This window comes from Thalassobaculum sp., assembly GCF_965223715.1.
Lineage (GTDB): Bacteria > Pseudomonadota > Alphaproteobacteria > Thalassobaculales > Thalassobaculaceae > Thalassobaculum.
In genome coordinates this window covers 1,695,500-1,720,428 of sequence record NZ_OZ245012.1, presented here as the reverse complement: position 1 = coordinate 1,720,428, position 24,929 = coordinate 1,695,500, and the positions used below count along the sequence as shown (strand labels likewise).

At 68.0% G+C, this 24,929-nt stretch carries 23 protein-coding genes; 8 read left to right on the top strand and 15 right to left on the bottom strand.

What is annotated here, in order from left to right:
• Positions 1-115 precede the first annotated feature (115 nt).
• On the top strand, positions 116-1,816 hold the full coding sequence (locus ACOQOP_RS08030; protein WP_420565800.1) for a thiamine pyrophosphate-binding protein: 1,701 nt from the start codon (positions 116-118) through the stop codon (positions 1,814-1,816).
• Between the two features lie 77 nt (positions 1,817-1,893).
• Here ACOQOP_RS08030 and ACOQOP_RS08025 read toward each other — a convergent pair whose 3' ends face one another.
• The 8 genes from ACOQOP_RS08025 to lptF all read right to left on the bottom strand — a co-directional run bounded on the left by ACOQOP_RS08025 (position 1,894) and on the right by lptF (position 12,384).
• The gene (locus ACOQOP_RS08025) at positions 1,894-3,987 is read right to left on the bottom strand and encodes a methyl-accepting chemotaxis protein (RefSeq protein WP_420565799.1); all 2,094 of its coding nucleotides are present in this window, start codon (positions 3,985-3,987) and stop codon (positions 1,894-1,896) included.
• A 237-nt stretch (positions 3,988-4,224) separates the two neighbouring features.
• A complete protein-coding gene (locus ACOQOP_RS08020; protein ID WP_420565798.1) occupies positions 4,225-4,737 on the bottom strand; it encodes a GNAT family N-acetyltransferase in 513 nt (170 codons plus the stop codon).
• A complete protein-coding gene (gene rsmA / locus ACOQOP_RS08015; protein WP_420566525.1) occupies positions 4,734-5,531 on the bottom strand; it encodes a 16S rRNA (adenine(1518)-N(6)/adenine(1519)-N(6))-dimethyltransferase RsmA in 798 nt (265 codons plus the stop codon). The genes ACOQOP_RS08020 and rsmA overlap by 4 nt, the downstream gene beginning before the upstream one ends.
• Positions 5,532-5,629: 98 nt before the next feature.
• On the bottom strand, positions 5,630-6,634 hold the full coding sequence (pdxA, locus tag ACOQOP_RS08010; protein ID WP_420565797.1) for a 4-hydroxythreonine-4-phosphate dehydrogenase PdxA: 1,005 nt from the start codon (positions 6,632-6,634) through the stop codon (positions 5,630-5,632).
• Positions 6,627-7,913, bottom strand: a complete 1,287-nt coding sequence (locus ACOQOP_RS08005; RefSeq protein ID WP_420565796.1) for a peptidylprolyl isomerase — start codon at positions 7,911-7,913, stop codon at positions 6,627-6,629. The genes pdxA and ACOQOP_RS08005 overlap by 8 nt, the downstream gene beginning before the upstream one ends.
• Positions 7,914-8,001: 88 nt before the next feature.
• Positions 8,002-10,164: an LPS-assembly protein LptD gene (locus tag ACOQOP_RS08000; protein WP_420565795.1), complete on the bottom strand. Its 2,163-nt coding sequence runs from the start codon at positions 10,162-10,164 to the stop codon at positions 8,002-8,004.
• Entirely contained in the window at positions 10,161-11,258 is a 1,098-nt protein-coding gene (gene lptG, locus ACOQOP_RS07995) for an LPS export ABC transporter permease LptG (protein WP_420565794.1), read from the bottom strand. The genes ACOQOP_RS08000 and lptG overlap by 4 nt, the downstream gene beginning before the upstream one ends.
• Before the next feature lie 4 nt (positions 11,259-11,262).
• Positions 11,263-12,384, bottom strand: coding sequence for an LPS export ABC transporter permease LptF (gene lptF, locus ACOQOP_RS07990; protein ID WP_420565793.1), 1,122 nt, complete (start codon positions 12,382-12,384; stop codon positions 11,263-11,265).
• A gap of 140 nt (positions 12,385-12,524) precedes the next feature.
• Between lptF and ACOQOP_RS07985 the strand changes: the two genes are divergently transcribed.
• Positions 12,525-14,000: a leucyl aminopeptidase gene (locus ACOQOP_RS07985; protein WP_420565792.1), complete on the top strand. Its 1,476-nt coding sequence runs from the start codon at positions 12,525-12,527 to the stop codon at positions 13,998-14,000.
• A gap of 395 nt (positions 14,001-14,395) precedes the next feature.
• Here the strand turns inward: ACOQOP_RS07985 and ACOQOP_RS07980 are convergent, their stop codons facing one another.
• Positions 14,396-15,022 carry a histidine phosphatase family protein gene (locus ACOQOP_RS07980; protein ID WP_420565791.1) on the bottom strand — a complete coding sequence of 209 codons (627 nt, stop codon included), beginning with the start codon at positions 15,020-15,022 and terminating at the stop codon, positions 14,396-14,398.
• A gap of 94 nt (positions 15,023-15,116) precedes the next feature.
• Here ACOQOP_RS07980 and ACOQOP_RS07975 point away from each other — a divergent pair, with 94 nt between their 5' ends.
• Together ACOQOP_RS07975 and ACOQOP_RS07970 are read left to right on the top strand one after the other, a co-directional pair.
• Complete coding sequence (locus tag ACOQOP_RS07975) at positions 15,117-16,325, top strand: pyridoxal phosphate-dependent aminotransferase (RefSeq protein WP_420565790.1); 1,209 nt, start codon at positions 15,117-15,119, stop codon at positions 16,323-16,325.
• 68 nt (positions 16,326-16,393) lie between these two features.
• Positions 16,394-16,654 carry a hypothetical protein gene (locus ACOQOP_RS07970; protein WP_420565789.1) on the top strand — a complete coding sequence of 87 codons (261 nt, stop codon included), beginning with the start codon at positions 16,394-16,396 and terminating at the stop codon, positions 16,652-16,654.
• On the opposite strand, the gene ACOQOP_RS07965 is transcribed toward ACOQOP_RS07970, so the two are convergent.
• From ACOQOP_RS07965 to ACOQOP_RS07940, 6 genes are all read right to left on the bottom strand, one after another.
• The gene (locus ACOQOP_RS07965) at positions 16,638-17,183 is read right to left on the bottom strand and encodes a PAS domain-containing protein (protein ID WP_420565788.1); all 546 of its coding nucleotides are present in this window, start codon (positions 17,181-17,183) and stop codon (positions 16,638-16,640) included. The genes ACOQOP_RS07970 and ACOQOP_RS07965 overlap by 17 nt on opposite strands.
• A 202-nt stretch (positions 17,184-17,385) precedes the next feature.
• Positions 17,386-17,949 (bottom strand): PAS domain-containing protein, encoded by a 564-nt coding sequence (locus tag ACOQOP_RS07960; RefSeq protein ID WP_420565787.1) that lies wholly within the window; start codon positions 17,947-17,949, stop codon positions 17,386-17,388.
• Positions 17,950-18,057: 108 nt separating this feature from the next.
• Entirely contained in the window at positions 18,058-18,807 is a 750-nt protein-coding gene (locus ACOQOP_RS07955) for a sulfite exporter TauE/SafE family protein (RefSeq protein WP_420565786.1), read from the bottom strand.
• A 19-nt stretch (positions 18,808-18,826) separates the two neighbouring features.
• Positions 18,827-19,309: an RNase A-like domain-containing protein gene (locus ACOQOP_RS07950; protein WP_420565785.1), complete on the bottom strand. Its 483-nt coding sequence runs from the start codon at positions 19,307-19,309 to the stop codon at positions 18,827-18,829.
• A gap of 8 nt (positions 19,310-19,317) precedes the next feature.
• Positions 19,318-20,529 (bottom strand): NADP-dependent isocitrate dehydrogenase, encoded by a 1,212-nt coding sequence (locus tag ACOQOP_RS07945; protein ID WP_420565784.1) that lies wholly within the window; start codon positions 20,527-20,529, stop codon positions 19,318-19,320.
• A gap of 88 nt (positions 20,530-20,617) precedes the next feature.
• Positions 20,618-21,208 (bottom strand): TIGR00730 family Rossman fold protein, encoded by a 591-nt coding sequence (locus ACOQOP_RS07940; RefSeq protein ID WP_420565783.1) that lies wholly within the window; start codon positions 21,206-21,208, stop codon positions 20,618-20,620.
• Positions 21,209-21,345: 137 nt separating this feature from the next.
• Between ACOQOP_RS07940 and ACOQOP_RS07935 the strand changes: the two genes are divergently transcribed.
• Genes ACOQOP_RS07935 through ACOQOP_RS07920 form a run of 4 tightly spaced genes read left to right on the top strand, consistent with a single transcriptional unit; the run spans position 21,346 to position 24,877 of the window.
• The gene (locus tag ACOQOP_RS07935; protein ID WP_420565782.1) at positions 21,346-22,722 is read left to right on the top strand and encodes an Ig-like domain-containing protein; all 1,377 of its coding nucleotides are present in this window, start codon (positions 21,346-21,348) and stop codon (positions 22,720-22,722) included.
• Positions 22,723-22,738: 16 nt separating this feature from the next.
• Positions 22,739-23,425 carry a phosphatidylserine decarboxylase gene (locus tag ACOQOP_RS07930; RefSeq protein ID WP_420565781.1) on the top strand — a complete coding sequence of 229 codons (687 nt, stop codon included), beginning with the start codon at positions 22,739-22,741 and terminating at the stop codon, positions 23,423-23,425.
• A complete protein-coding gene (locus tag ACOQOP_RS07925; RefSeq protein WP_420565780.1) occupies positions 23,422-24,267 on the top strand; it encodes a CDP-alcohol phosphatidyltransferase family protein in 846 nt (281 codons plus the stop codon). The genes ACOQOP_RS07930 and ACOQOP_RS07925 overlap by 4 nt, the downstream gene beginning before the upstream one ends.
• A gap of 4 nt (positions 24,268-24,271) precedes the next feature.
• The gene (locus tag ACOQOP_RS07920) at positions 24,272-24,877 is read left to right on the top strand and encodes a CDP-alcohol phosphatidyltransferase family protein (RefSeq protein ID WP_420565779.1); all 606 of its coding nucleotides are present in this window, start codon (positions 24,272-24,274) and stop codon (positions 24,875-24,877) included.
• The last annotated feature ends 52 nt before the right edge of the window (positions 24,878-24,929 follow it).

Below are 24,929 nucleotides of genomic sequence, written 5' to 3'. Positions count from 1 at the left end.
CCCGCTCCGGAACCGCAGCCGTTCCACAGGCAGGGTCGCTCCACGCCATGCATGGCTGGCCCTGCCGCGGGGCCCTCGGCTATTGTCGCGCCTTCATCAACGGAAGGATCAGAGAATGGCGAGTGACGGCGACAATCGGCCGACCGGTGCGGAGGCCATGGTGCGCATGCTGGAGGCCCATGGCGTAACCCATATGTTCGGACTGTGCGGCGACACGACGCTGCCGTTCTATGACGCCTTGGCGCGGCTCGACCACAACATCCACCACATCCTGACCCGCGACGAGCGCCACGCCGCCTACATGGCCGACGCCTATGCCCGGGTCACCGGCAAGCCCGGCGTCTGCGAGGGACCGTCCGGGGGCGGTGCGACCTACATCCTGCCGGGCCTGGTGGAGGCGAACGAGAGTTCCGTGCCGGTCCTGGCCATCACCACCGACGTCTCCACCACCGCGCGCGGCCGCTATCCGCTGACCGAGCTGGATCAGGTCTCGATGATGCGGCCGCTGACCAAGTGGAACACCAGCCTGGACGATGCCAGCCGCCTGCCGGCGATGATGCGCACCGCCTTCCGCGCGATGACGACGGGCCGCCCCGGTGCCGTCCACCTGGCGCTGCCGTTCGACACCCAGAAGGGTTATGTGGACGCGGGTGAGCTCTGGGCCGATCCGCGCCACCAGACCTATCCGGCCGAGCGCGCCGGGGCCGACCCGGACGCGATCCGCGAGGCGGCGGCCATCCTGTCCAAAGCCAAGTCCGCGATCGCCATCTGCGGCGGCGGCCCGGTGATCGCCGGGGCAGAGGCGCCGCTGGCCCGGCTGGCCGAGCTGCTCGACCTGCCGATCGCGACCACCGTCTCGGGCCAGGGTGCGATCGCCGAAACCGATCCCCGCGCCGTCGGCGTGGTCGGCACCAATGGCGGCGTGCAGTCGACGCGCGACGTGGTGGAGGCGGCCGATGTGGTGCTGTTCGTCGGCTGCCGCGCCGGATCGGTGACCACGGAGCGCTGGCGCTGGCCGTCGCCCGACAAGACCATCATCCATATCGACAGTGACCCGATGGTGATCGGCGCCAACTACCCCACCGCCGTGGCCATCTGCGCCGACGCGCGGCTGGCGCTGGAGGCCCTGGTGGCCGAGCTGGAGGGCATGACCGGCCTGGCGCCGCAGAACGGGGCCGAGCGCGCCGCCGGCGCCTGGAAGGGCAAGCTGGACACCTATGGCCCGCTGGCGGCGAGCACCGAGCGGCCGATCAAGCCGGAGGTGGTGATCCAGGGGCTGATGGACATCCTGGACGACGACGCGGTCGTGGTGGCCGATCCGGGCACCCCGTGCCCGTATTTCTCGGCCCATTACCGGTGGCGCATCCCGGGCCGGCACTTCATCACCAACCGGGCCCATGGCGCGCTCGGCTATTCCCTGGCCGCCGCCATGGGCGCGCAGGTCGGCCGGCCGAATTCCCAGGTCCTGTCGGTCATGGGCGACGGCTCGTTCGGCTTCTGCTGCGGCGAGTTCGAGACCATCGTGCGCAACAAGCTGCCGATCAAGTCGATCGTCTTCTCCAACTCGGTCTATGGCTGGATCAAGGCCGGCCAGAACTCGGGCTTCGGCAAGCGGTTCTACAACGTGGACTTCAACCGCACCGACCATGCAGCCGTCGCCAGCGCCTTCGGCGTGAAGTCCTGGACCGTGGAGGACCCGGCGGAGTTTACGTCCGTGATGAAGCAGGCCCTGGAGCATGACGGCCCGACTCTGGTTGACGTCATCTCCCAGCCGCTGCACGAGGCGGCCGCCCCGGTGTCGGAGTGGATCGCCTGACCGCCCGATACGATCGCTGAAAAGCAAACAGCCCCGGCGTCTCAGCCGGGGCTGTTCTCGTTTGGGGGTAGGGCGGCTTAGAGCGCCTGAACCGAGCGGATGAACTGGCCGACCTCGGTCTCGAGGGTCGACGACTGCTTGTTGAGGTCGCCGGCCGCCGAGAGCACCTGGGAGGCGGCCTCGCCGGTGTGGCGGGCGGCATCGGAGACGCCGGAGATGTTGCTGGACACCTCGTTGGTCCCGCGCGACGCCTCGGTGACGTTGCGCGCGATCTCCTGGGTGGCGGCGGTCTGCTCCTCCACGGCCGCGGCGATCACCGTGGCGATCTGATTGATCTCGCCGATGACCTTCACGATTTCCTGGATCGAGGCGACCGAGCTCTGGGTCGCGGTCTGCATCTCCTCGATCCGGGTGCTGATCTCCTGGGTGGCGCCGGCGGTCTGGGTGGCGAGCGCCTTCACCTCCGAGGCGACGACGGCGAAGCCCTTGCCGGCATCGCCTGCCCGGGCCGCCTCGATCGTCGCGTTCAGCGCCAGCAGGTTGGTCTGCTCGGCGATGTCCTGGATCAGCCGCACCACGTCGCCGATGGCCTGGCTGGACACTTCCAGCCCCTGGACCGTCTGGTTGGTCTTCGAGGCGGCCTCCACGGCCCGGCCGGCGATCTGGGTCGCCTGTTCCAGCTCGCGGCCGATCTCGGCGATCGAGCTGGTCAGCTCCTCGGCGGCCGCCGCGGCACTTTCCACGTTGCTGGAGGCCATGGAGGACGCCCGCTCCACGGTCGCGGACTGGGACTCGGTACGGTCGGCGGTCTCCGTCATCGACTGGGCGGAGGCCTGCATCTCGGTGGCGGAGGAAGCCAGGCGCTGGATCAGGTCGGCGACGACCTTCTCGAAGCCGGCGATGATCTCCTGCATCGCCTGGGCGCGCTTCAGCTTGGCTTCGGCCTCGGCCTTGGCGGCCTCGTCGCTCGCCCGCTGGCGCATCAGGGCCTGCTTGAAGGTCTCCAGGGTCGCGGCCATCCCGCCGATCTCGTCCTTGCGGTCGAGATAGGGGACGTCGGCTTCCAGGTCGCCGCCCGACACGTCGCGCATGGTCTGCGTGATGTGCTGGATCGGGCCGGAGACCCGGCGGCGGATCACCTGCAGGCTGACGATGCCGAGGATCACCAGGCCGATCAGCAGCGCCCCGACCAGGTAGACGACCATCCAGTTCGCCGCGGCCTCGTCGCCGGCATAGTCGATGGTGAGGTCGAGGGCGGTCATGCAGAGCGCCACCAGGTCGTTCAGTACGCCGCCGTTGAGGGTTTCCCAGGCGTCGCGGTCCACCGTGTCGGCCTTGCCCTCATTGACGGCCTTCTCCACCGCCTCGCGCTTCTGCGGGTACGCCTTGGTGACGCTCTCTGTCGCCTTGGCCATATCGGTGGCCAGCGCCGGATCTATGCCGGGACGGGCCATCAGCTCGCTGAGCTGCTGCCAGCCGGCCTGGCTCTTGCCGCGGAGCTGGTGGATCTTGGCCAGCGAGGCGTCGGAGAACGTGCCTTCGCCGATGGCGGCCTGGATGGCGGTCGCCTCGAGGCCGACGGCGTCGCGGGTCAGGTAGGCGGCATCCTTGATGGAGACCAGCTCGGCGATGACCGGGTCGACCATCCGCATCTGCGCGCCCAACTCGCTCGAGATCGTCTCGAACTGGTTGATGATGCTGGTGGAGGCCTTGCGCCACTCATCGGCCAGACCGTCCGGACGGGACGAGAGCGGCTGCTTGAGGGCGGCGTCGACCTTCTGGCGCAGGGTCTCGATCTTCGCCAGATCGCTCGCCAGGGTCTCGGCGGTCACCGACTGGGCACAGGTGATGTCGGCGCAGAGTTCGATCAGCTGCTTGGTTGCCGGCAGCGAGGCGCTGCGGACATCGCTGACGGATTTCAGGAAGTCGGCGCTGGCGGGGTCGCCGGCCTTCAGCATGTTGACGACCGGGCCGCGCTCCCGCCGGGTGTTCTGCAGGGCGACGAAGGTCTCCTTCAGCGCCTCCGCCGACTGCACGACCTCGCCGGATTTGTGCGCGTCCACGACCGCCACGGCCATCGTCCGCACGCCGAAGGCGGCGACGATCAGCAGCAGCGCGCCATAGAGGCACATCAGCAGCATGGAGATGCGTACATTTTTAAACAAGTTCACGGATAATACTCCCGATAGGCCAGTAGGCGGCTCGTTTGCCGGCAGGGCGCCAACATCCAGGAGTAGGGTTCTAAATATTCAGATCTTAATATTTCATTATGCAAGATCGATGCGTTTTACTGAAAGCATCGAAGTAATTTGACGCCCAAGGAAGGAAATTCCGAATAGGACAGGTCTTCAAAAGTGGCAAATTAACCCGTCGTTAAGGATGAATGCGGCGCTTTGTGAGCTTACCCGTCATTTGAGGTCGAGCTTCATTCCCACATGGGAGGCCTGGAAGCCGAGCGCGGTGTAGAACTTCTGCGCATCGATCCGCCGTGCGTCGGTGGTGAGCTGAACCAGCCCGCAACCGGCCTCGCGCGCCCGGTCGATGGCGTCGCGCATCATGATCTTGCCGAGGCCCAGCCCGCGGGCAGTCGAGGCGATGCGGACCCCTTCGATATTGGCCCGGGTCATGCCCTCGCGGCTGATCCCGGCGATGAAGGTCACCTGGACGCAGCCGATCACCGTCTCGGCCCGCTCGGCCACCAGATAGACGTTGCCGCCCTGGACCGCCATGGCCCGGTACGCGTCCACGTAGCTGCGCGGCAGCGGGTCCTCCAGACGCTCGCGGGTCTTGCCCAGCGGGTCGTCGACGAGCAGGGCGATGATGGCGCGCAGGTCGCCCTCGCCGGCCGGCCGCATGGTCACGTCATTCTCGTAGCGGCGGGTCTCAGCTAAAATCTCATCGGCGGAGGTCGGGGCGGTCATCGCGGGTGTCCGTCTGAGGGGTTGAGCGCGGTATAGGCGTTGGCGAGCCGGCAGAACTCCTGCACCGTCAGCCGCTCCGGGCGCAGGGTCGGGTCGAGATCGGCGGCCCGGATCAGGGCGTCGCCGCCCAGCCGCTTCAGGCTCTGACGCAGCATCTTGCGACGCTGGGAGAAGGCGGCCTCGGTGATCGCCTCCAGCGCGGTGCGGTCGGCCGGGGCCAGCGGCTCGGCGCGCGGCACCAGGCGCACGACGCTCGACCAGATCTTCGGCGGCGGGGTGAAGGCGGTGGGCGGCACGTCCATCACCTTGCGCGCCTCGCACAGCCAGGTGACCAGGACGGTGAGGCGGCCATAGGCCTCCGTCCCTGGTGCGGCGGTCAGCCGGTCGGCCACCTCGCGCTGGAACATCAGGGTGAGGGACTCGAAGGCCTGGGGCGTGCGCAGCCAGATCAGCAGCAGCCGGGTCCCGACATTGTAGGGCAGGTTGGCGACGATGCGCCGTGGGGCCTCGCCGGCGGCGGCGAGATCGACCTTCAGCGCATCGTTCTCAATCAGGGTCAGCCGGCCCTCCGACGCCGCGATCAGCGGGGCCAGCACCTCGGCCGCCCGGGCATCGCGCTCGACCGCCACCACGTGGGCCGCCCCCTCCAGCAGCAGACCGCGGGTCAGGCCGCCGGGACCGGGGCCGACCTCGATCGTCGTGCCGGTGGACAGGTCCCCGGCCGACCGGGCGATCCGGCGGGTGAGGTTGAGATCGAGCAGGAAGTTCTGGCCCAGGGACTTGCGGGCCGACATGCCGGCAGCCGCGATCGCCTCGCGCAGGGGCGGCAGGGCGGCGACCTGGGCGGCGACCTGGGCTGCCACCCGCGCCGCGACCTCGTCGGCATCCTGGTTCATCGCGCGGCGGCGCGTCGAGCGGCCATGGAGCGGGCCATCGCGACGGCGGCCCGCAGGCTGTCGATCCGCGCCTTGCCGGTGCCGGCCAGGGTCAGCGCCGTGCCGTGGTCGGGCGAGGTGCGCACGAAGGGCAGGCCCAGGGTCACGTTCACCCCGCCCCAGAAGTCGAGCGTCTTGATCGGGACCAGCACCTGGTCGTGGTACATGCCGAGGACCACATCGTAGGTGGCGCGGGCCTCCTCGTGGAACAGGGTGTCGGCCGGCAGCGGGCCGCGGGCATCGATCCCCTCGGCGCGCAGGGCGGCGACCGCCGGAGCGATCACCGCGCCGTCCTCGCGGCCCAGCGCCCCGCCTTCGCCGGCATGGGGGTTGAGGCCGGCCAGGGCCAGGCGCGGCGCCGCGATGCCGAAATCCCGGCGCATCGCGTCGGCGGTGATGCGGGCGGTGGTGAGGATCTTCTCGGTGGTGAGCGCGCGCGGCACCTCGGCCAGCGGAATGTGGATCGTGACCGGCACCACCTTCAGCTCGGGCGAGGCGAGCAGCATCACCGGCACCACCTCGGGCCCGGACAGGGCCGCCAGATACTCGGTATGCCCCGGATGGCTGAACCCGGCCTGGTACAGGGTTTCCTTCTGGATCGGATTGGTGACGACGGCCGCCGCGCGTCCCGCGCGCACCAGGTCGACGGCGCGGGTGATCGCCTCCACGGTGGCGGGCCCGTTCACCGGATCGGGCCGGCCAGGAATGCTCTCGGCCGGAAAGCCGTGGCGCAGGACGGGCAGGGCGGTCGGGAAGGCCGGGACCGCCTCGGACGGATCGTCGATCGGCGTCAGCGCGGCTGGGATCCCGAGCAGGCGGGCCCGGGCCGCCACCCGCTCCGGATCGTCGATCAGGAAGAAGGGCGGGCTGTCCGGCGCGCGCGCCGCCCACAGGCCGAGCGCCAGGTCGACGCCGACTCCGGCCGGCTCCCCGGGCGTGACGGCGAGAGGGGCGTCAGACACGGGTTTCGATGAAGGCGGCCTGGCGCAGGTCGCGCAGATAGCGCTGGGCGAGCACTTCGAAGCGCTGGTTCTCGAGCTGCCGGCGGATCTGGGCCGGCTCCGGCAGGTTGCTCTCCGGGTCGGAGCGCTCGCAGACCATGACGGCCATAACGCCGTTCGGCAGGTCGATCGGGTCGGTCTTCTGGCCGACCTGGAGCTCGGCGACCTGCACGCGCAGGTTCTCGGGCAGGGCGCCGAGACGGGAGCTCCCGAGATCGGCTGCGACCGGGGAGCCCGCCTCCTGGGCGAGGGTGGCCAGCTGCTCGCAGCTCGTCGCCTGGGCGGTGACGGAGCGGACGGCTTCGGTCTGCGTCCGGCGCTGCTCGGCATTGTCGCTCGGCCGGACCGGCAGGAAGACCTGGCTCAGCCGGAGTTCCGTCTGGGCCGGGTCCGGCTTGGCCAGCACGCGCGTGTCGGACACCTGGAGGATGTGATAGCCCACGATCGTGCGGATCGGGTCGGAGACCTCGCCCACGGACATGGCGCTGACCGCGTCGGCCAGTTCGGGCGCGAGCTGGTCGGACAGGACCCAGCCGATATCGCCGCCCACATTGGCGTTGGCCGCCTGGGAGAACTGCCGGGCCACCGAGCCGAAGGACGCGCCGCCGCGCAGCTGCTCCACCAGGCGGTTGGCGAGCTGCACGATATCGTTCTCCTTGGTCGGGTCGTCGATGGTCAGCAGGATCTCCGACACCCGCTTCTGCTCCTTGCCCACATCGGCCGCGAGCCGGGCGCGGGTCTCCTCGACCTCCTCGGCGCTGATCTCGACCTGGCTGGCGAAGCGGCGCTGGACGAGCTTCGACCACAGCAGGTTGCTGCGGAGCTGGCGCTCGACCGTGCCCGGATCGATGCCGAGCTGGGTGACGAAGTCGTGGAACTGGCCGGGGCGCAGCCCGTTGCGCGCTTCCAGATCGCTGCGGGCCCGTTCCATCTCGCTGTCACTGATGGTGACGCTCAGGCGGTCCGCTTCCTGCATCTGGAGCTGTTCGTCGATCAGGTTGCGCAGCACCTGGGGCGCCAGCCGCTGGGCGGTCTCGTTGGTGCGGGGCAGCTCGGAGGTGACGATCACCATCTCGATGCGGTTGCGCAGGTCGCGGACCGAGATGATCTCGTCGTTCACCACCGCGGCGATCCGCTGCACCTGCTGCGCATGGGCCGCCGGCGGTGCGGAGAAGGTCACGGCCCCCGCGCTTACGGAGACCAGGGCGGCAAGGAACAGCGGGGCAAGGCGTCGAGGCATCGGATCAGCATACTCGTGCAGGCGGAACGGCGGCGAACAATATCAGTGTTGTCGGATGTCCACCAACGCGGAGGGGACACCGCACGCGTTATTTGCTCTCCACGCCGCCCAGATGGGTCAGGATCAGTCGGAACATGACCCGGTCGTCGGGCTCGATATCCTCGTCGCTGATGTTCGAGCGCTCGAAGTCGATCCCGAAGATCGTGCATTCGTCCGTATAGGTAAATCCGAACCGGCCGCGCAGCAACCGGCTGCGGCCCTGGGACAGGTCGTGGGTCAGGTTGCCGGCGACGCGCCAGTGATCGGTCACCGCGACGCCGCCATAGAGGTCGAGCTGCTCGCGGTCGCCGGTCAGCTCGCTGCTGGCATTCTCGGCCAGGGTGACGTAGTTGCCGCCGAAATAGAACCGCGGCTGCGAGAAGTTGAAGCCGACCTCGTTGCGGTTGAGCGTCGCGTCCTCGGGATCCAGGCGGAAGCGGTAAGTGAGGGTCAGCGGGCCGCCGGTCGGCCGCACCGACAGGGCGCCGACCACATCCGACAGGTCCTCCTCCAGGCCGGAGCCCTCCTCGAAGGAACCGTCGCCGTAGAACCGGTAGCTCTGGCCGACCAGGATCTCCGTGGACCCGCCGCCGTCGCCGTAGACGCCGGCCCGCAGCCCGTAGTTCACATGGCTGCCGCTGGTCACCCGGTCGACGCCCTCGTAGCGGTTCAGGCGGAACAGGTTGGTCTCGTCGAATTCGAAGGAGCGGCTGTCCTCGTTGGGGATCTCGTCCGGATTGCCGCCGCGGGGGCCAAACACGATGCCGCCGATGGGCTCGATCACCTGGGTGGTGGTACCGCCGCGACGCGCCAGCGGGTACTGCCACTTCAGGCCGAGCTGCGGGAACACCCGGCCGTTGGTCTCGGTGTCGCCGCTCGATAGGGCGCTGGCGTCGGTCGCGTAGTAGGCGTCGGTCTGCAGCCTGGCGTTCAGCGTATAGATCTCACCGGCGTCGGAGGTGTAGGGCAGCTCCCAGCCGGTCACCGCCGAGGCCCGACGGGTATCGATTCCGGTGTCCCGGGTGAGGGCCAGCAGGCTGGCATCCAGGCTGGTGCGCCCACCGAACCGGCCGGGCTGGCCTACATGGTTGTACTCGGCCAGAGGCAGGACGATGGGCGTGTCGTCCGGATCGCTGCTGGCCCGCAGGTCCTGGAACTTGTAGGCCGCCACCGAGGTGTAGTTGCGGCCCCGGAACCCCTCGGCATAGAGCCGGCTGGTCAGCACGTCGGGCCCGCCGATGTTGTAGCGCCGCAGATAGGTGCGCTGGCTCGCCTGCTCGAAGTCGAAGCCGGCGCGCCAGGTCGGGTTCAGGCTGAACCTGCCTTCCCAGTCGGCGTGGCCCTCGAAGTCGTACTCGTCGGACTCCCGCTCATCGGTGCTCTGCTCGACATAGGCCACGGAGGTCTTCAGGTCGAGCTCGCCGCGCGAGAAGCGCTTGCGGTAGTCGGTCAGCAGGATGCCGCCCGCGGCGGTGTGCATCCGCGGCTCGACCACGATGTCGCTGGTCTCGTCGATCACCTGGTAGTAGGGCTGGCCGAAGATCACGCCCAGTTCCTCGGAGATGCCCATGGTCGGCGCCAGCAGGCCCGAGCGGCGCTTCACGGTGGGGTCCGGGTGGCGCAGATACGGGGTGTAGGCGACCGGGAAGCCGTAGAACTCCATGGTCGCGTCTTCGTAGATGATGTCCTTGGCGACCTCGTCGTGGATCACCTTGACCGCCTTGATCTGCCAGAGCGGCGCCCTGGTCGGATCCTCCCTGCACAGGTCGCAGGGGGAGAACACCGCCTTGTCCAGCTCCTTGCGCTGGTTGGCGGTCCGCCGGCCCTGAACCGCGGCGAGCCGGGAGCCGTCGACCAGCAGGCCGCGGAAATTGTCGATCGTGCCGGTCTTGAGCTGGTCGTTCAGTTCCACGTAGTCGCTGAACAGCACCTCGCCCGACGGCTCCATGAGCGAGACGTTTCCCGTGGCGATGACCGTGTCGGCCTTGCGGTTGTAGCTCACCATGTCGGCGAGCAGGACCCGGGGACCCTGGCTCAGCTCGACATTGCCGCGGGCGGTCACGATGCCGAGGGATTCGTCGTACACCACCTCATCCGCCACCAGGAGGACAGGGGTCTCCTCCACATTCACGTCCTGCGCCGCGACCGGGGATGTCGAGGCGAGGGCCGTCACGAGAACCAGGATGGCGGCAAGGAGAGGGGTGCGGGTCATCCGTCCTCGAGGTGCAAAAGGCTGGTCATGCCGAGCAGCATTGTAACGGTAGCGGGCGTCCATGCCGCCAGAACTTCCGGAATCCTCGCGGATAGGCCAAGGGCGAAGACGATGTCCGACAGGAAATACAGCAGGAATCCGAAGAACAGCCCGTACGAGGCCCAGGACAGGGCGTTGCCGCGCCGGGTCAGGCGCAGGGAGAACGTGGCCGCGATCAGCACCATCGCCGTCATCAGCAGCGGCGAGGCCAGCTCGGCATGCCAGTAGAGCCGGTGCTTGATGGCCGAGAAGCCCGCATTCTCCAGCACCTCGATGAACCCGGGCAGCTCCCAGAACGACATGGTCTCGGGCGAGGCGAAGCTGTCCTGGATGTTGTCGACGGTCAGGTTGGTCGGCAGCGAGATCTCGTCGAGCCGCTCCGGCCGGTTCTGGGCGGTGGTGACCACCACGTCGTGCAGCGTCCACTGGCCGTTGGCGAGGATCGCCTCGCGGGCGTCGATCCGGCGCTGGAACCGGTCCTCGCCGTCGAAAGTCAGGACCATGACGTCGCCCAGCCGGGCTTCCTTCTCGTGGGCGCTGCGGGCATTCAGCACCACCTGGCGGTCGTCGCTGCGTTCGCGCAGCCACAGGCCGCCGGAGCCGACCGACAGGAAGCTGTCGGCCCGGTTGCGCAGGACGGAATCCTCCAGCGCGTGGAACCGCTCGATCATGACCGAGGAGATCGGGTTGAGGACGGCCACCTTGATGACGCCCAGGGTGAGGGCGACCATGATCGCCGGCATCATGAACTGCCACACCGACACGCCGGCGGCCCGGGCGACCACGAGTTCGTTGGTCCGGGTGAGCCGGGAGAAGGCCAGCATCGAGCCGAACAGCACCGCGAAGGGCAGGATCTGCCGCGCCATGTTCGGCAGCTTCAGCAGCGCCATCTGCAGCAGGATGAAGAAATAGGCGTTGTCCTTGCCGGCCCCGCGGCGCAGCAGCTCGATGAAATCGAGCAGGAAGACGATCGCCATGATCGCCGCGAAAGAGCCCAGCACCCAGACGGCGAACTGGCGGCCGATATAGCCCGACAGGGTCCAGGAGTACCGCATGCCGTCAGCCCGCCCCGGCGGAGGACGGGGCGGCGGCGGAGCGGCTGCGCAGGCGCGTGCGCGACAGGGCCACGACCGAGAGGACCAGAGGCACCAGAACGGCGAGCCACATCAGCGCGATCATCGGCGGCGATTTGGCCGCCAGGTATTTGGTGCCGAGCCCGGCCGCCTCGGCGATGCCGGCCAGCACGACCGCGGCGATGATCCGCATCGCCTGGCCGCGCCGGGAGAACTCGCCCGAGAGCAGCACCGCCAGGCCGATCGCGGTCAGGGTCAGGGCGAGCAGGGGGCTGGTCAGCCGCTGGTGCCCCTCGGCGATCAGTTCGGCCGCATTGCCGCCGGTGGCGACCGCCTCCGTGGGGTCGAGCAGCTCGTGGATGAACAGCTCGTTGGCGTCGCGGTAGTTGCGCTGTTCCTGCTCGTCGGTGCCGCCGAGGTCGATCGTGTAACGGTCGAAGTAGAGGATGTTGACCCGTCCGGTCTCGACGTCGCGCTCCTGCCGGCTGCCATTGGCCATCATCACGCGCGGCCCCTTGGGCGTGCTGACCAGGGCGCCGCGCTCGGCCACCAGGGTCACCGGCTTCGCCTTGTTGCGCTGGTCGTGCACGACGATGCCGAGCAGGGTGCCTTCGTCCTCGCGCGTCCGGACATAGACAGTCAGGTCGTCGCCCAGGGTGCGGAACTCGCCCTCGCGCAGGATCAGGTTCTCGAAATTATGCCGGATCTGCCATTGCAGTTCCTTGAAACCGCGATAGCTCATCGGCATCAGATAGGCGGTCATCAGGAAGCAGAGCGCGGTGGTGCCGACGGCCACGATCAGCGCGGGCTGCGCCAGACGCAGCGGGCTGAGCCCGGCGGCGGACATCACCACCATCTCCCGGTCGGCCGTCATCTTGTTGTAGACGAAGAGCACGCTGGCGAAGCTGGCGATCGGCAGGACGATCGACAGCCAGGTCGGCATCAGCATGACGGTCAGGTAGATGAAGGTGTGGATCGGCAGGCCGCGATTGACGATCAGGTCGACGAACCGAAGGGACTGGGAGAGCCAGATCACACAGGTCAGCGACACTACGATGAACACCATCGCGGTGACGATTTGTCGTACCAGGTAGAGGTTCAACCGCATTCGCGCGCCGGATCGCCAGTCTCGCCTGTATCGCCAAATTCGTTGTGGCGGCGCATGATAGCCGCAAGGAGCGGCGTTGACACCGCACAAGCCAGACGGCTACCCCAAAGTCAGCCTGCCCGCAACCATGGGAGCATTCGATGAAGATCGCCTTCACCAAGCCCGGCCGCCCGAAGAAGGGTGCGGTGGTGTGTGCCGTCATGGAGGGCGGCAAACTGTCGCCCACCGCCCGCGAGATCGACCGCGAGACGAAAGGGCTGATCAGCACGGCGATCGCCGGCTCCCGGTTCTCCGGCAAGGCGCAGCAGACGCTGACCGTGTTCACGCCCGCCGGACGGGTGCTGCTGCTCGGCGTCGGCGACCCGGCGAAGATCGATGCGAAGTTCGCCGAGGCTGCGGGCGGTACCGTCTACGCCGCGCTGGCCAACAGCGGCGAGAAGGAAGCCACGGTGATGATCGAGGCCGCGGAGGACAAGCGAGCCGAGGTCGCCGCCCATATGGCCCTGGGCATCACCCTGCGGTCCTACAGCTTCGACATCTACAAGACCAAGCTGACCAAGGACGACAAGCCGACCTTGGCCAAGGTGACGGTGTCGGTCGACGGCCATGCCGAAGCCAAGAAGCTCTACGACGTCGAGGCCGCCGTGGCCGAGGGCGTGGCCTTCACCCGCGACCTCGTGTCCGAGCCGCCGAACGTCCTGTTCCCGGTCGAGTTCGCCAACCGCGTCGCCGCGATGAAGGATCTGGGGCTGAAGATCGACGTCCTGGACGAGAAGCAGATGGCCAAGCTCGGCATGGGCGCGCTGCTCGGCGTCGGCCAGGGCAGCGAGCGCGAATCGCGGATGGTCGTGATGCGCTGGGAAGGCGGGCCGAAGAGCCAGAAGCCCGTCGCCTTCATCGGCAAGGGCGTATGCTTCGACACCGGCGGCATCTCGCTGAAGCCGGCCGGCGGCATGGAGGACATGAAGTTCGACATGGGCGGCGCCGGCGTCGTGGCCGGCCTGATGTGCGGGCTCGCCAAGCGCAAGGCCAAGGCCAACGTCATCGGCGTGATCGGCCTGGTGGAGAACATGCCGGACGGCAACGCCCAGCGCCCGTCCGACATCGTGAAGTCCATGTCCGGCCAGACGATCGAGATCATCAACACCGATGCCGAGGGCCGGCTCGTTCTGGCCGACGCGCTCTGGTACACCCAGGACAAGTACAAGCCGGAATTCATGATCGACCTCGCCACGCTCACCGGCGCGATGATGGTGGCGCTGGGCGAGGAGACCTGCGGCTACTTCGCCAATGACGACACGCTGGCGGGCGAGCTGCAGGCCGCCGCGGACGCGGTCGGCGAGGCGGTCTGGCGCATGCCGCTGGGCGACGCCTACAACAAGATGATGGACAGCGACGTGGCCGACATGAAGAACGCCGGCGCCCGCTGGGGCGGGGCGATCACCGCGGCGTGCTTCCTGGAGCGCTTCGTGAACAAGGTGCCGTGGATCCACATGGACATCGCTGGCGTCACCTGGTCCCGCAAGGATCGCCCGACCACGCCGAAGGGCGCGTCGGGCTTCGGCGTGCGGGCGCTCGACCGGCTGGTGCGGGACCACTGCGAGAAGCAGGGTTAGCCGCTTCGCGGCGAACCCTGTCCCGGCCCTGAGCCGGGAGCTAGAGCAGCTCGCTGGAGCGCCGGAGATGATCCTGCGGCGCTCCGGCATCCCCGATCCTGGGCCCCGGCGCAGGGCCGGGGAGATGGGGGAGGGCAACTCCACTCTTTTCACACTCCCCGGATTCATTCCGGGGCCTACCCGTCGGCGCGGCAGGGCGGGTGAGGTGCGGGCGTGGGCCCACCGTAGGCCCCGGAACAGGTCCGGGGAGCGAAGAAGTGTTATTCGGCCTACCCGCACTCCCCGGATTTATTCCGGGGCCCACCCGTCGGCGTGAGCAGGTGGGAGAGTGAAGCGCGTGGTCCCAGAGTGGGCCCCGGAATAAATCCGGGGAGTGTGTGAAACGGGGGGAAGGGTCAGATCCCGGCCGAAACCGTGGCATCCACATCCACCTCGAGCCTCGCTTCGGTCCCGCCGGTCAGCCGGAAATAGGCGTTCTGCGGGCGATCCAAGGCGAAGGTCTCCTCCTTGGACAGCCCCAGATACAGCCCGCGGAACACCTTGTTCACCACCCCGTGGGCGATCACCACATGGATGCCGGGCGTCGCCTTCAGGTGCTCCAGCACCGGGCGCAGGCGGTCCTGCACCATCTGGGTCGACTCGCCGTTGGGATGCTGGAAGTTCCACGGATCACGCCGGCGCTGCTCGGCCAGCTCCGGGTGGTCGCGGTCGATCTTGTCCCATCCGCCATAGCCGTCATGGTCGCCCAGGGTGATCTCCTTCAGCCGGTCGTCCAGGACGATGGCGTCGAAATCGAGCCCCAGATGCTCGGCGATGATCGCGGCGGTCTGCCGGGTGCGGCCGAGCGGGCTCGCGGTCATCAGGAAATCGGCGCCGCCGAGCACCTGCCTGAGGTCGCGGCCGATGGCATGGGCCTGGGCCAGGCCGGCATGGGTCAGGGGGGCATCGAGATGGCCCTGCAGGCGGCCGGTGCGGTTCCACACGGTCTCGCCGTGCCGGATGAGATAGATCGTGCTGTCCATGGGTTTCGATTAGCCCAACCCGCGCGCCGGAAAAAGCCCTATCGCCTGCCGGTGCGATGGGGTATCGGGGGCGCGTTCAAAATGGGAGCCCGGAATGACCGCCAACACCCCGTCTCGCCCGCTTCTGGCCGACCTGCGCCAGGATGTCGCCGCGCTCGAGGAGACCGATATCGTCCGGGTCGCCCTGCACGGCTGGGACAAGAAGGACCTGGTGCCGTTCTGGTTCGGCGAAGGCGACCGCGCCACGCCCGAGTTCATCGCCAAGGCGGCGGCCGACTCCCTGATGCGCGGCGAGACCTTCTACACCGACCAGCGCGGCATCAAGGAGCTGCGCGACGAGCTGGTTGCCTATACGCGGCGCACGTTCGGCGTCGACGTGACCGACGGCCAGGTGAGCCTGGTGACCGCCGGCATGTCGGGCCTGTACCTGGTCATGGACATGCTGATCGACCGCGGTGACGAGGTGGTCGTCGTCGGGCCGGTCTGGCCGAACATCTACTCCACCGTGACCGTCCATGGCGGCACCGTGCGGGACGTGTCCATTACCCTGGAAGAGGACGGCTGGGAGCTCGATCTCGACGCGCTGTTCGCCGCCGTCACCGACAAGACCAAGGCGATCTTCATCAACTCCCCGGGCAATCCGACCGGCTGGCTGATGGAGCGCGACCAGCAGCAGGCGGTGATGGACTTCGCCCGCGCGCGCGGCATCTGGGTGGTGGCCGACGAGGTCTATCACCAGCTCGTCTTCGACCGCGACGTCGCCCCGTCCTTCCTGCAGGTGGCGAAGCCGGACGACCGGCTGATCGTGGTCAATTCCTTCTCCAAGTCCTGGATGATGACCGGCTGGCGTCTCGGCTGGCTGACCCATCCGGCCGAGCTGGCCCCGGTGATCGCCAAGTTGGTGCAGATCACCACCTCCGGCGTGCCGCAGTTCCTGCAGCGCGGCGCCATCACCGCCCTGCGCGAGGGCGACCCGGTGATCCAGGACCTGCGGGTCCAGTGCCAGGCCGGGCGCGACATCGTGTTCGACCGGCTGGAGTCCTGGCCGATGGTGCGTGCCGCCCGGCCGAAGGCGGCGTTCTATGCCTTCTTCGCGGTCGAGGGCATGACCGACAGCCTGGCGATGGCCAAGCGGATCATCGACGAGGCCAATGTGGGCCTGGCCCCGGGCAGCGCCTTCGGGCCGGCGGGCGAGGGGTATCTGCGCCTGTGCTTCGCGGCGAGTGCCGAGACCCTGCACAAGGGCATGGACCGGCTGGAGCCGATCCTCGGCAAGGGCGCCGACCAGGGCCGCGGGGCCTGACGGGCGCCGCGAACTCAGGTATCATTCCCGCCGATTGACCCAAAGGCCTTTCCCCAGGGGTATCTTCCATGGCGCTGCGTCCGACCGGTCCCGGAGACTCCCGCATTCCCAGCCGCACCGGCGGACGGGCCCTGGTGCCGACGCGGGTCGATGCCCCGGCGGTTCCGGCACCGGCCGAGCGGGCGGCCCCCCCGCGCGGCTACCGGCTGAAGACGGCGACGACCGACGCGGAGATCGAGCGTCAGATCCAGCGGCTGATGGTGCTGATCGCCAACGACAACATCGACCCGGACGCACCGCCGGGCAGCTATCTCAACCTGCTGCTCTGACCCGCTCCAGCGGCGCCCCATCCAGCGTCGTGAACAGGGCGAGGTCCGGCTCCGGTGACGGCGGCCTCAAGGCCGGGTTCGGCCATTGCGAGGTCCTGTAGACCGTGCAGCCGATGACGATCCGCGGCCGCCCCTGTCCGTCCGTCAGCGGCAGGACAAGCCGCTCCCCGGTGCCGTAGCGGCCGAGATGGCGATAGATCTGCCCGCGGGCATAGAACGCGCCGGGCGTCCGGCAGATCGCCTGGTAGCGGTTGCGCAGGGTTTCCGACACGTCGTGGTCGTAGATTTCGCCGAGGCTGCGGTGCCGCAGGGGCGTGGCGAACGCCGTCAGGATCTCTTCTCCCGCCAGGCCGTAGACGAAATCCTGCGCCTCCTCGTCCCAATGCATCTTCCAGATGCAGGGCAGGAGGGGGGCGATCTCGATGGGATCGAAGGCGGCGAGGCCGGGGATCCCGCCGCACGTCCTCAGGCCGTTCCAGTAGTCGTAGAACTGGGCGATGCGGCTGTCTCGGCATAGCGGGAACGACATCGCGCTTCCCTCATCCAGCGGGTTATGTGCCTTGGATCTCGGGTTTCAGGATGCGGTCGCGGTGGGGATGCAACAAATTAATAACTTTCATTATATGTCGTTAAAATGTCTCTTAAAGCACTTCCACCCGCCGGAATTGCATCAAGTAATACTCAAAGATCGCCTTTCAATAAATTGATAATAAAACTTTAAAAGGGATAGGTCAGACAGACGTTGGCGAAAGAACGGCCCGGTCTTGGAGCATCGGCTCGCCGTCGAGCGTGAGGAAATTCACGATCTCGACGAGGTCTTCGTCAGCCCCGGCGCCGATGCGGCCGCTCTGCGCGACGAACTGGTAATCGGTGCAGCCCAGGACGACGGGAGTGCTGCCGTCCCGGTCGCGGAACGGAAGGATCAGCCGCTCGCCCGCGCCGTAGCGGCCGATGCGCAGGTAGATGGTGCCCTTGGCGTGGTAGAGGCAGGGCGTGCCGCAGACCCGCGTGAACCGCTCGCGCAGGCGGTCTGCGAGGGCGGCGGGATAGATCTCGCGCAGGCTGCGGTGATGCATCGGCCGGTCGACGGTGGTCAGAATCGCATCGCCGGCGACCCGGTAGACGAAGTCCCCGACCTCTTCCTTCCAGCCGGCCATCCAGAGATTGGGCATCAGGTCGGCCACGTGGAGCGGGTCGAAGGTCGCGATGCCCGGCACGGCGCCGTCCGTGCGAAGCTCGGTCCAATACCGGAACAGGCGGCCAATCCGATCGCTCGACGAATTGGGGAGCGTCATCACTCAAATCCGATTTGATGAAGAATATCAGTCGCAGGCCGACAATACGGCGCTCACCAGCTAATGTTGCGGTGCAGCAACTAACATATCCCGACAGGCTTGTCAGGGTTATCGTGCGAGATGCGGCACGACCATGGTGACGCCGGAAAACCCGAGCAGAATCAACAGCACCCTGGCGAAGGCCTGGTCGTTGATGCGGTTATAGACCCGGAAGCCGAGCCAGCCCCCAAGCCAGGCGGCGGGCAGGGCCACCAGCACGAGCTGTCCGACCTCCAGGGTGAGCCTCCCGGCGGCCGCATAGCCGGTCAGGGTGGCGACATGCATGGCGGTGTTGAACAGCTGGAAGACGCTGCGCTGGCGGTCCTTGGGCCAGCGCCGCAGGGAACACCAGATCGTCGGCACCACGCCGGACAGCCCGGCGAACCCGCCGAGCACGCCGCCGGCCCAGCCGATCACCCCGTCGATCGCCCGGTTCTCCACGGTGACCGAGGGCATCCGCCGGCTGACCAGGGCGGAGGTGGCATAGACGACGAGCACGATTCCGGCGAACAGGCGGAAGGTGTCCGGCGACATCTGGCTCAGCAGCCAAACGCCCAGGGGCACGCCGATCACGCCGCCGATCACGAAGGGCACGGCGGCGCGCCAGTCCAGCCGGCGCCACATCATCGGCATGATCTGAAGCTGCACCGCGAGCGAGCAGCCGACGATCAGCGGCGAGATCAGCGGCGCGGGGACGATATGGGTCCAGATGCCCAGCGTGGTGGCGGCGAAGGCGAATCCGGCCAATCCGCTGGCCAGTCCGCCGAGCAGGGCACCCCCGGCGACGGCGGCGATCAGCAGCGGCGCAAGCTCGGTCACCGGCGGAGACCGCCGGGCGTCACTGATGGGTGGTGGGGTAGGCGGTCAGGAGGTGGCACTTGCCGGTGCCGTCGGCCATCACGAAGAGCCGCAGCCCGTGGGCCGGGACCGCCACGGCCGTGCCGCGCTGGACGAGCCGGCCGATCGGCTGCTCGAAGGCCATGCGGATCTCGGCGACGTCGCCGCCCCGGGCCTTGGTCGCCCAATCGTCCAGGTCGGTCTTGTCCGGCATCAGGGCGAGGCCGATGACCTGGCGGGCGGTGACCCGGTCGGGGAAGGAACTGGCGGCGGGGATGTTGGGCTCGCGCTTGAGCCGGTCGATCAGCCAGGCATCGCTCTTGGCGACGTGGCGGTCGACGGTGTGGCCCCCCTTGAGCTCCTGCTCGAGGAGCCACCCGTCCTTGAATTCACCGGGAACGCATTCCGCGGTAGCCGCCGCGCTCAGAGAGACGAGTGCCGCCGCGAAGACCGCGGCGGCAGCAACCAGTGAACGTGGCGACATGTGTGTCCTCAGCTCATGGCCTTCTGCAAATTCTCATCCAGCTTGGCGAGGAACTGCTGCGTGGTCAACCACGGCTGATCCGGGCTGATCAGCAGGGCCAGGTCCTTGGTCATGGCACCGCTCTCGACGGTGTCGATGCAGACCTTCTCCAGCTTCTGGGCGAACTCGGCCACTTCCGGCGTGTCGTCGAACTTGGCGCGGAAGGACAGGCCCCGGGTCCAGGCAAAGATCGACGCGATCGGGTTGGTCGAGGTCTCCTTGCCCTGCTGGTGCTGGCGGTAGTGACGGGTCACCGTGCCGTGGGCGGCCTCGGCCTCGACGGTCTTGCCGTCCGGCGTCATCAGCACCGAGGTCATCAGGCCGAGCGAGCCGAAGCCCTGGGCCACGGTGTCGGACTGCACGTCGCCGTCGTAGTTCTTGCAGGCCCACACGAAGTTGCCCGACCACTTCAGCGCCGAGGCGACCATGTCGTCGATCAGGCGGTGCTCGTAGACGATGCCCTTGGCGTCGAACTTGGACTTGAACTCGGCGTTGAAGACCTCCTCGAACAGGTCCTTGAAGCGGCCGTCATAGGCCTTGAGGATCGTGTTCTTGGTCGACAGGTACACCGGCCAGCCGAGGTCGAGTCCGTAGTTGAAGCAGGCCCGGGCGAAGCCGCGGATCGACTCGTCCAGGTTGTACATGGCCATGGCCACGCCGCTGCCCGGGAAGTCGTAGACCTCGCGGGTGATCGGCTCGCCGTTTTCCGGCTGGAAGGTGATGGTCAGCTTGCCGGGGCCGTTCACCAGGAAGTCGGTGGCACGGTACTGGTCGCCGAAGGCGTGACGGCCGATGACGATCGGCTGGGTCCAGCCCGGCACCAGGCGCGGGACGTTCTTGCAGATGATCGGCTGGCGGAACACGGTGCCGCCCAGGATGTTGCGGATCGTGCCGTTCGGCGACCGCCACATCTGCTTCAGGCCGAACTCCTCGACCCGGCCCTCGTCCGGGGTGATGGTCGCGCACTTCACGCCGACGCCGTATTCCTTGATCGCGTTGGCGGAGTCGATGGTGATCTGGTCGTCGGTCTTGTCGCGGGCCTCGACGCCGAGGTCGTAGTACTTCAGGTCGATGTCGAGATAGGGGAAGATCAGCTTGTCCTTGATCATCTGCCAGATGATCCGGGTCATCTCGTCGCCGTCGAGTTCGACGATCGGATTGGCTACTTTGATCTTCGCCATTGCGTACTCCTGAGGATGTGTGTCGGGTCGGGACTTCGGTGAGGTCGGCGGCACAATATCACCGGGCCGCCGCGGTTCAAGGCCACCTTTACAGCCACTTGGCCTTCAGGTCGCTCTCGGGTGCATGCCAGTTGCCGATGACGTCGAAGACGCCAGCGGGACCGTCGACCACTTTGTAGAGGCCGCGGTTCTCCTCGCGGGTGAAGCCGGCGCCGATCGTGTGCTCGATCAGGGCGAGCAGGGGCTGCCAGAAGCCGTTGACGTCGACGATGACGACCGGCTTGTCCGACAGTTTGAGCTGGGACCAGGTCAGGACCTCCATGGTCTCGTCCAGGGTGCCCAGCCCGCCCGGCAGGATCACGAAGGCGTCGGCGCGCTCGTACATGATGCGCTTGCGCTCGTGCATGCTGTCGGTGACGACCAGCTCGTTCAGCCCGCCATGGCCGACCTCCAGGTGCTGCAGGAAGCTCGGGATCACACCGATCACCTGGCCGCCGGCCGCCAGGGTGGCATCGGCGGCCAGGCCCATCAGGCCGACCCGCCCGCCGCCATAGATCAGGGTGTCGCCACGGGCCCCGATCAGGGTGCCCATGTCGGTGGCGGCGTTCTTGTAAATCTCGTCAACCCTGGAAGATGATCCGCAGAAGACGCAAATGGATTGGTGATCTGACTTGCTCATGAGGCCGTCTTTCGCACCGCCGGCCGGGAAGGTCAATCACCTGGACCGCGATTGTACGATGCGTCCTGTGGGTTTAATGTGCGTGAAACGAAAAGGGCCGCAGCCTGATGGTTTCAAAGCCGGCAATAGTGGGCGTTATGGGCGGTGTCGCGATCCTCGCGGCGCTGGGTCTGAACTTTTGGCTGGTCCCCGGCGACGATGACGAACCATCGACGACCGTAAGTGCGCCGGCAAGCCCGTCGACAGGCTCCCAGAAGGGCAGCGCGACCGCGCCCGCGACGGGCTCCACGCAGTACGGCTCCGTCCTGCCGAAGCGCGACGCGGCGAAGCAGCCGGCCACCGCCGGCGGTCAGCCGAAGGAGAGCGCGGCGGCCATCGCCAAGCGCAAGCCGAGCTTCGACATCGTGCGCGTCGATCCCGACGGCAACACGGTCATCGCCGGCCGGGCCAAGCCGAATGCCGAGGTCACGATTCTCGACGGCGAGCGCGAGATCGGCAAGGTCACCAGCGACGAGCGGGGCGAGTGGGTGTTCCTGCCCGACCATCAACTCGGCCCGGGCCAGTTCGCGCTGACCCTGCGCCAGTCCGGCGAGGCGGAGGACGCCGAGTCCGAGGAGGCGGTGGTCCTGGTGGTGCCGGAACCCGGCAAGGACATCGCCGGTCGGGAGTCGACCGAGCCGAGCCAGCCGCTGGCCATGGTTATGCCGCGAAACGAGGCGACGGGCGGGGCCACCCGCGTGCTGCAGGCGCCCGCCGCCGGTCCGGTGACGCCGGACACGTCGGCGCCCGCGGCGACCGCCGACGCGCAGGGACAGACACAGGCTGGTCGGCCGCAGACCGCTCAAGAGCAGACCACCCAGGCGCAGCCGGACACCTCCCAGCCGGGCCAGACACAGGCAGCAGACGCGCGCCCGGCCGAGACTAAGCCCGAGCAGAGCGCCGCCGCGCCGGCCTCCGGCGCCGGCCAGGCCCCGGCCGCGCCCTCCGCCGTGGTCAAGGCCTTCCCGGAGCCGTCCAAGGCGCCGTCCTCCGCCGATCAGCCCGCCGCCGCCGATGTGGCCCAGGCCGAGGACGTGTCGGTCGACGTGATCGAATACGACGACAAGGGCGAGGTGGTGTTCGGCGGCCGGACCGAACCGAATGCCGATGTGGAGGTCTATATCGACAACAAGCCGGCCGGGAGCGCGACCGCCGACGCCGAAGGGCGCTGGCAGCTCACCCCGAAGGAGCCGGTGGCGCCGGGCAACTATAACCTGCGGGTCGACAAGGTGGAGCCGGGCGGAAAGGTCAAGGCGCGCGTGGCCTTCCCCTTCGTGCGGGCGGCACCGCTCAAGGGTTTGCCGAACGACCGTCTTGTGGTTATCCAGCCGGGTAACAATCTATGGGTCATTGCGACCCGTGTGTACGGCGAGGGACTGCGCTATGTGCAGATCCACGACGCCAATCGCGATCAGATCCAGGATCCGGATCTGATCTATCCCGGGCAGGTCTTCGGCCTGCCGACGGTGAACTGATCGACGGAAAACAGCCGTGCTGAACTCAATTCTCGTACCGATCGCCCGGGAAGGGCGACCGTTCATCGCGATTTTCGCCGTTGCGACGATCGTCCTTGCCCTCATCGCCGACTGGCTTCTGGTCCCCGGGCTGATCCTGACGGCGTGGTGCGTGTACTTCTTCCGCGATCCGAACCGGGTCACCCCGGTGCGCGACGGGCTGGTGATCAGCCCGGCTGACGGCGTGGTCGTCTCGGTCGGCCCGGCCCCCTGGCCCAAGGAACTGGCCATGGGCGAGGGCGAGGTGCAGCGGGTCTGCATCTTCATGAACGTCTTCGACGTCCACGTGAACCGCATCCCGGTGGACGGGCGGATCACCAAGCTGGCCTACGTCCCCGGCGCCTTCGTGAACGCCTCGCTGGACAAGGCGAGCGAGCAGAACGAGCGCCAGCTCGTGGCCATGGAGACCCGGGACGGCCGGCCCACCGCCTTCGTGCAGATCGCCGGGCTGGTGGCCCGCCGCATCGTCTGCAAGATCAGCGAGGGCCAGAGTCTGCTGGCGGGCGAGCGCATGGGCATGATCCGCTTCGGCAGCCGGGTGGATGTGTACCTGCCGCCGGACGTCGCTCCTCTGGTCGCGCTCGGCCAGCGCTGCGTCGCCGGCGAGACCGTGATCGCCGACCTGGACAGCGGCGAGAAGGCGCGGGAAGGGGCGGTGCGATGAGCCGTCTGCGCCGGCGCAGAGGTCAACGCTTCAGCGGCTTGTCCTTCAACAAGCTGCTGCCGAACATCATCACCGTGATGGCGCTGTGCTTCGGCCTGTCGGGCCTGCGCTTCGCGCTCGCCGACCGGTGGGAGTTCGCGGTGGCCATGATCCTGCTGGCGGCGGTGTTCGACGCCCTGGACGGCCGGATGGCCCGTCTGCTGCGCGCCCAGTCGAAGTTCGGCGCGGAGCTCGACTCGCTGTCGGACTTCGTCTGCTTCGGCGTGGTGCCCGGCCTCGTGGTGTTCCTGTGGTCCATGGTGGAGCTGCAGAACTTCGGCTGGATGGCGGTGCTGTTCTTCGCCACCTGCTGCGTGCTACGCCTCGCGCGCTTCAACGTGCGGCTGGACGACGACAAGCCGGCCTTCGCCTACAACTACTTCACCGGCGTCCCGGCGCCGGCCGGTGCCGGTCTCGCCCTGCTGCCGATGATCCTGGATTTCCAGTTCGACTTCGGCCTGAAGGACGCGCCGGTCTTCGTGGCGGTCTGGCTCACCGGTGTCGGCCTGCTGATGGTCAGCCAGATCCCGACCTATTCCTTCAAGCAGATGAAGGTGCCCCAGCGCTGGGTGCTGCCGACGCTGATCGGCGCCGGGCTGGTGATCGCCGCGGTGATCAGCGCGCCGTGGTTCTCGCTCGGCATCGTGCTGATCGTCTATCTGGCGACCATCCCGCTGTCGGTGAGCACCTACCGCAAGCTGCTGCGGGCGGCCGAGGAGATGTCCGAGCAGCCGCACCAGGATCCGGGCGACGGCCAGACGGCCGGCAGCCCCGACGCGGAGCGCGCCAAGGCGGCGGAGTGAGCGCGTGTTCGACGCGGCCCTCCGCCGGGTCATCGATCCGCCGCTGAACGCGGCCGGCCGGCGGCTCGCCCGGGCAGGGGTCTCCGCCAATGCGGTGACGGTGGCCGGGTTCCTGGTCGGGCTCGGCGCGGTGCCGGCGCTCGCCCTGCAGCGCTACGACATCGCCCTGGCGCTGATCCTCGCCAACCGCCTCGCCGACGGGCTGGACGGGGCGGTGGCCCGGGCGAGCGGGCCGAGCGACCTCGGCGGCTATCTCGACATCGTCCTGGATTTCATCTTCTACAGCGCCGTGGTGTTCGGCGTGGCCCTCGGCCAGCCGGATGAGGCGGTGTTCGCCGCCTTCCTGATCTTCAGCTTCATCGGCACCGGGGCGTCCTTCCTGGCCTACGCCATCATCGCCGCCAAGCGGGGGGTGACGAGCGAGGCGAGGGGGCGGAAGTCGATCTTCTATCTCGGCGGCCTGACCGAAGGGGCGGAGACCATCGCCTGCTTCGTCGCGATCTGCCTGTTCCCGGCCTGGTTCCCGTGGATCGCCGGCGTGTTCGGCGCGATGTGCTGGCTCACCACCGCCAGCCGGATCGGGCAGGCGGTTCACTCTTTCAAATCCTAATTCACCGTCATCCCGAACGGGCCCGTCCCGGATCTAATCCGGGATTGATCCG

What these genes read in the sequence shown, in the direction of transcription:
- ACOQOP_RS07970 (WP_420565789.1), top strand. Translation starts at nt 16,394, where the DNA reads ATGGCGCTGCGTCCGACCGGTCCCGGAGACTCCCGCATTCCCAGCCGC.
- ACOQOP_RS07965 (WP_420565788.1), bottom strand. Translation starts at nt 17,183, where the DNA reads ATGTCGTTCCCGCTATGCCGAGACAGCCGCATCGCCCAGTTCTACGAC.
- ACOQOP_RS08000 (WP_420565795.1), bottom strand. Translation starts at nt 10,164, where the DNA reads ATGACCCGCACCCCTCTCCTTGCCGCCATCCTGGTTCTCGTGACGGCC.
- ACOQOP_RS07985 (WP_420565792.1), top strand. Translation starts at nt 12,525, where the DNA reads ATGAAGATCGCCTTCACCAAGCCCGGCCGCCCGAAGAAGGGTGCGGTG.
- ACOQOP_RS07980 (WP_420565791.1), bottom strand. Translation starts at nt 15,022, where the DNA reads ATGGACAGCACGATCTATCTCATCCGGCACGGCGAGACCGTGTGGAAC.
- ACOQOP_RS07960 (WP_420565787.1), bottom strand. Translation starts at nt 17,949, where the DNA reads ATGACGCTCCCCAATTCGTCGAGCGATCGGATTGGCCGCCTGTTCCGG.
- ACOQOP_RS07950 (WP_420565785.1), bottom strand. Translation starts at nt 19,309, where the DNA reads ATGTCGCCACGTTCACTGGTTGCTGCCGCCGCGGTCTTCGCGGCGGCA.
- rsmA (WP_420566525.1), bottom strand. Translation starts at nt 5,531, where the DNA reads ATGTCGGCCCGCAAGTCCCTGGGCCAGAACTTCCTGCTCGATCTCAAC.
- ACOQOP_RS07940 (WP_420565783.1), bottom strand. Translation starts at nt 21,208, where the DNA reads ATGAGCAAGTCAGATCACCAATCCATTTGCGTCTTCTGCGGATCATCT.
- lptF (WP_420565793.1), bottom strand. Translation starts at nt 12,384, where the DNA reads ATGCGGTTGAACCTCTACCTGGTACGACAAATCGTCACCGCGATGGTG.
- ACOQOP_RS08005 (WP_420565796.1), bottom strand. Translation starts at nt 7,913, where the DNA reads ATGCCTCGACGCCTTGCCCCGCTGTTCCTTGCCGCCCTGGTCTCCGTA.
- ACOQOP_RS08030 (WP_420565800.1), top strand. Translation starts at nt 116, where the DNA reads ATGGCGAGTGACGGCGACAATCGGCCGACCGGTGCGGAGGCCATGGTG.
- ACOQOP_RS07935 (WP_420565782.1), top strand. Translation starts at nt 21,346, where the DNA reads ATGGGCGGTGTCGCGATCCTCGCGGCGCTGGGTCTGAACTTTTGGCTG.
- lptG (WP_420565794.1), bottom strand. Translation starts at nt 11,258, where the DNA reads ATGCGGTACTCCTGGACCCTGTCGGGCTATATCGGCCGCCAGTTCGCC.
- ACOQOP_RS08020 (WP_420565798.1), bottom strand. Translation starts at nt 4,737, where the DNA reads ATGACCGCCCCGACCTCCGCCGATGAGATTTTAGCTGAGACCCGCCGC.
- ACOQOP_RS07975 (WP_420565790.1), top strand. Translation starts at nt 15,117, where the DNA reads ATGACCGCCAACACCCCGTCTCGCCCGCTTCTGGCCGACCTGCGCCAG.
- ACOQOP_RS07925 (WP_420565780.1), top strand. Translation starts at nt 23,422, where the DNA reads ATGAGCCGTCTGCGCCGGCGCAGAGGTCAACGCTTCAGCGGCTTGTCC.
- ACOQOP_RS07945 (WP_420565784.1), bottom strand. Translation starts at nt 20,529, where the DNA reads ATGGCGAAGATCAAAGTAGCCAATCCGATCGTCGAACTCGACGGCGAC.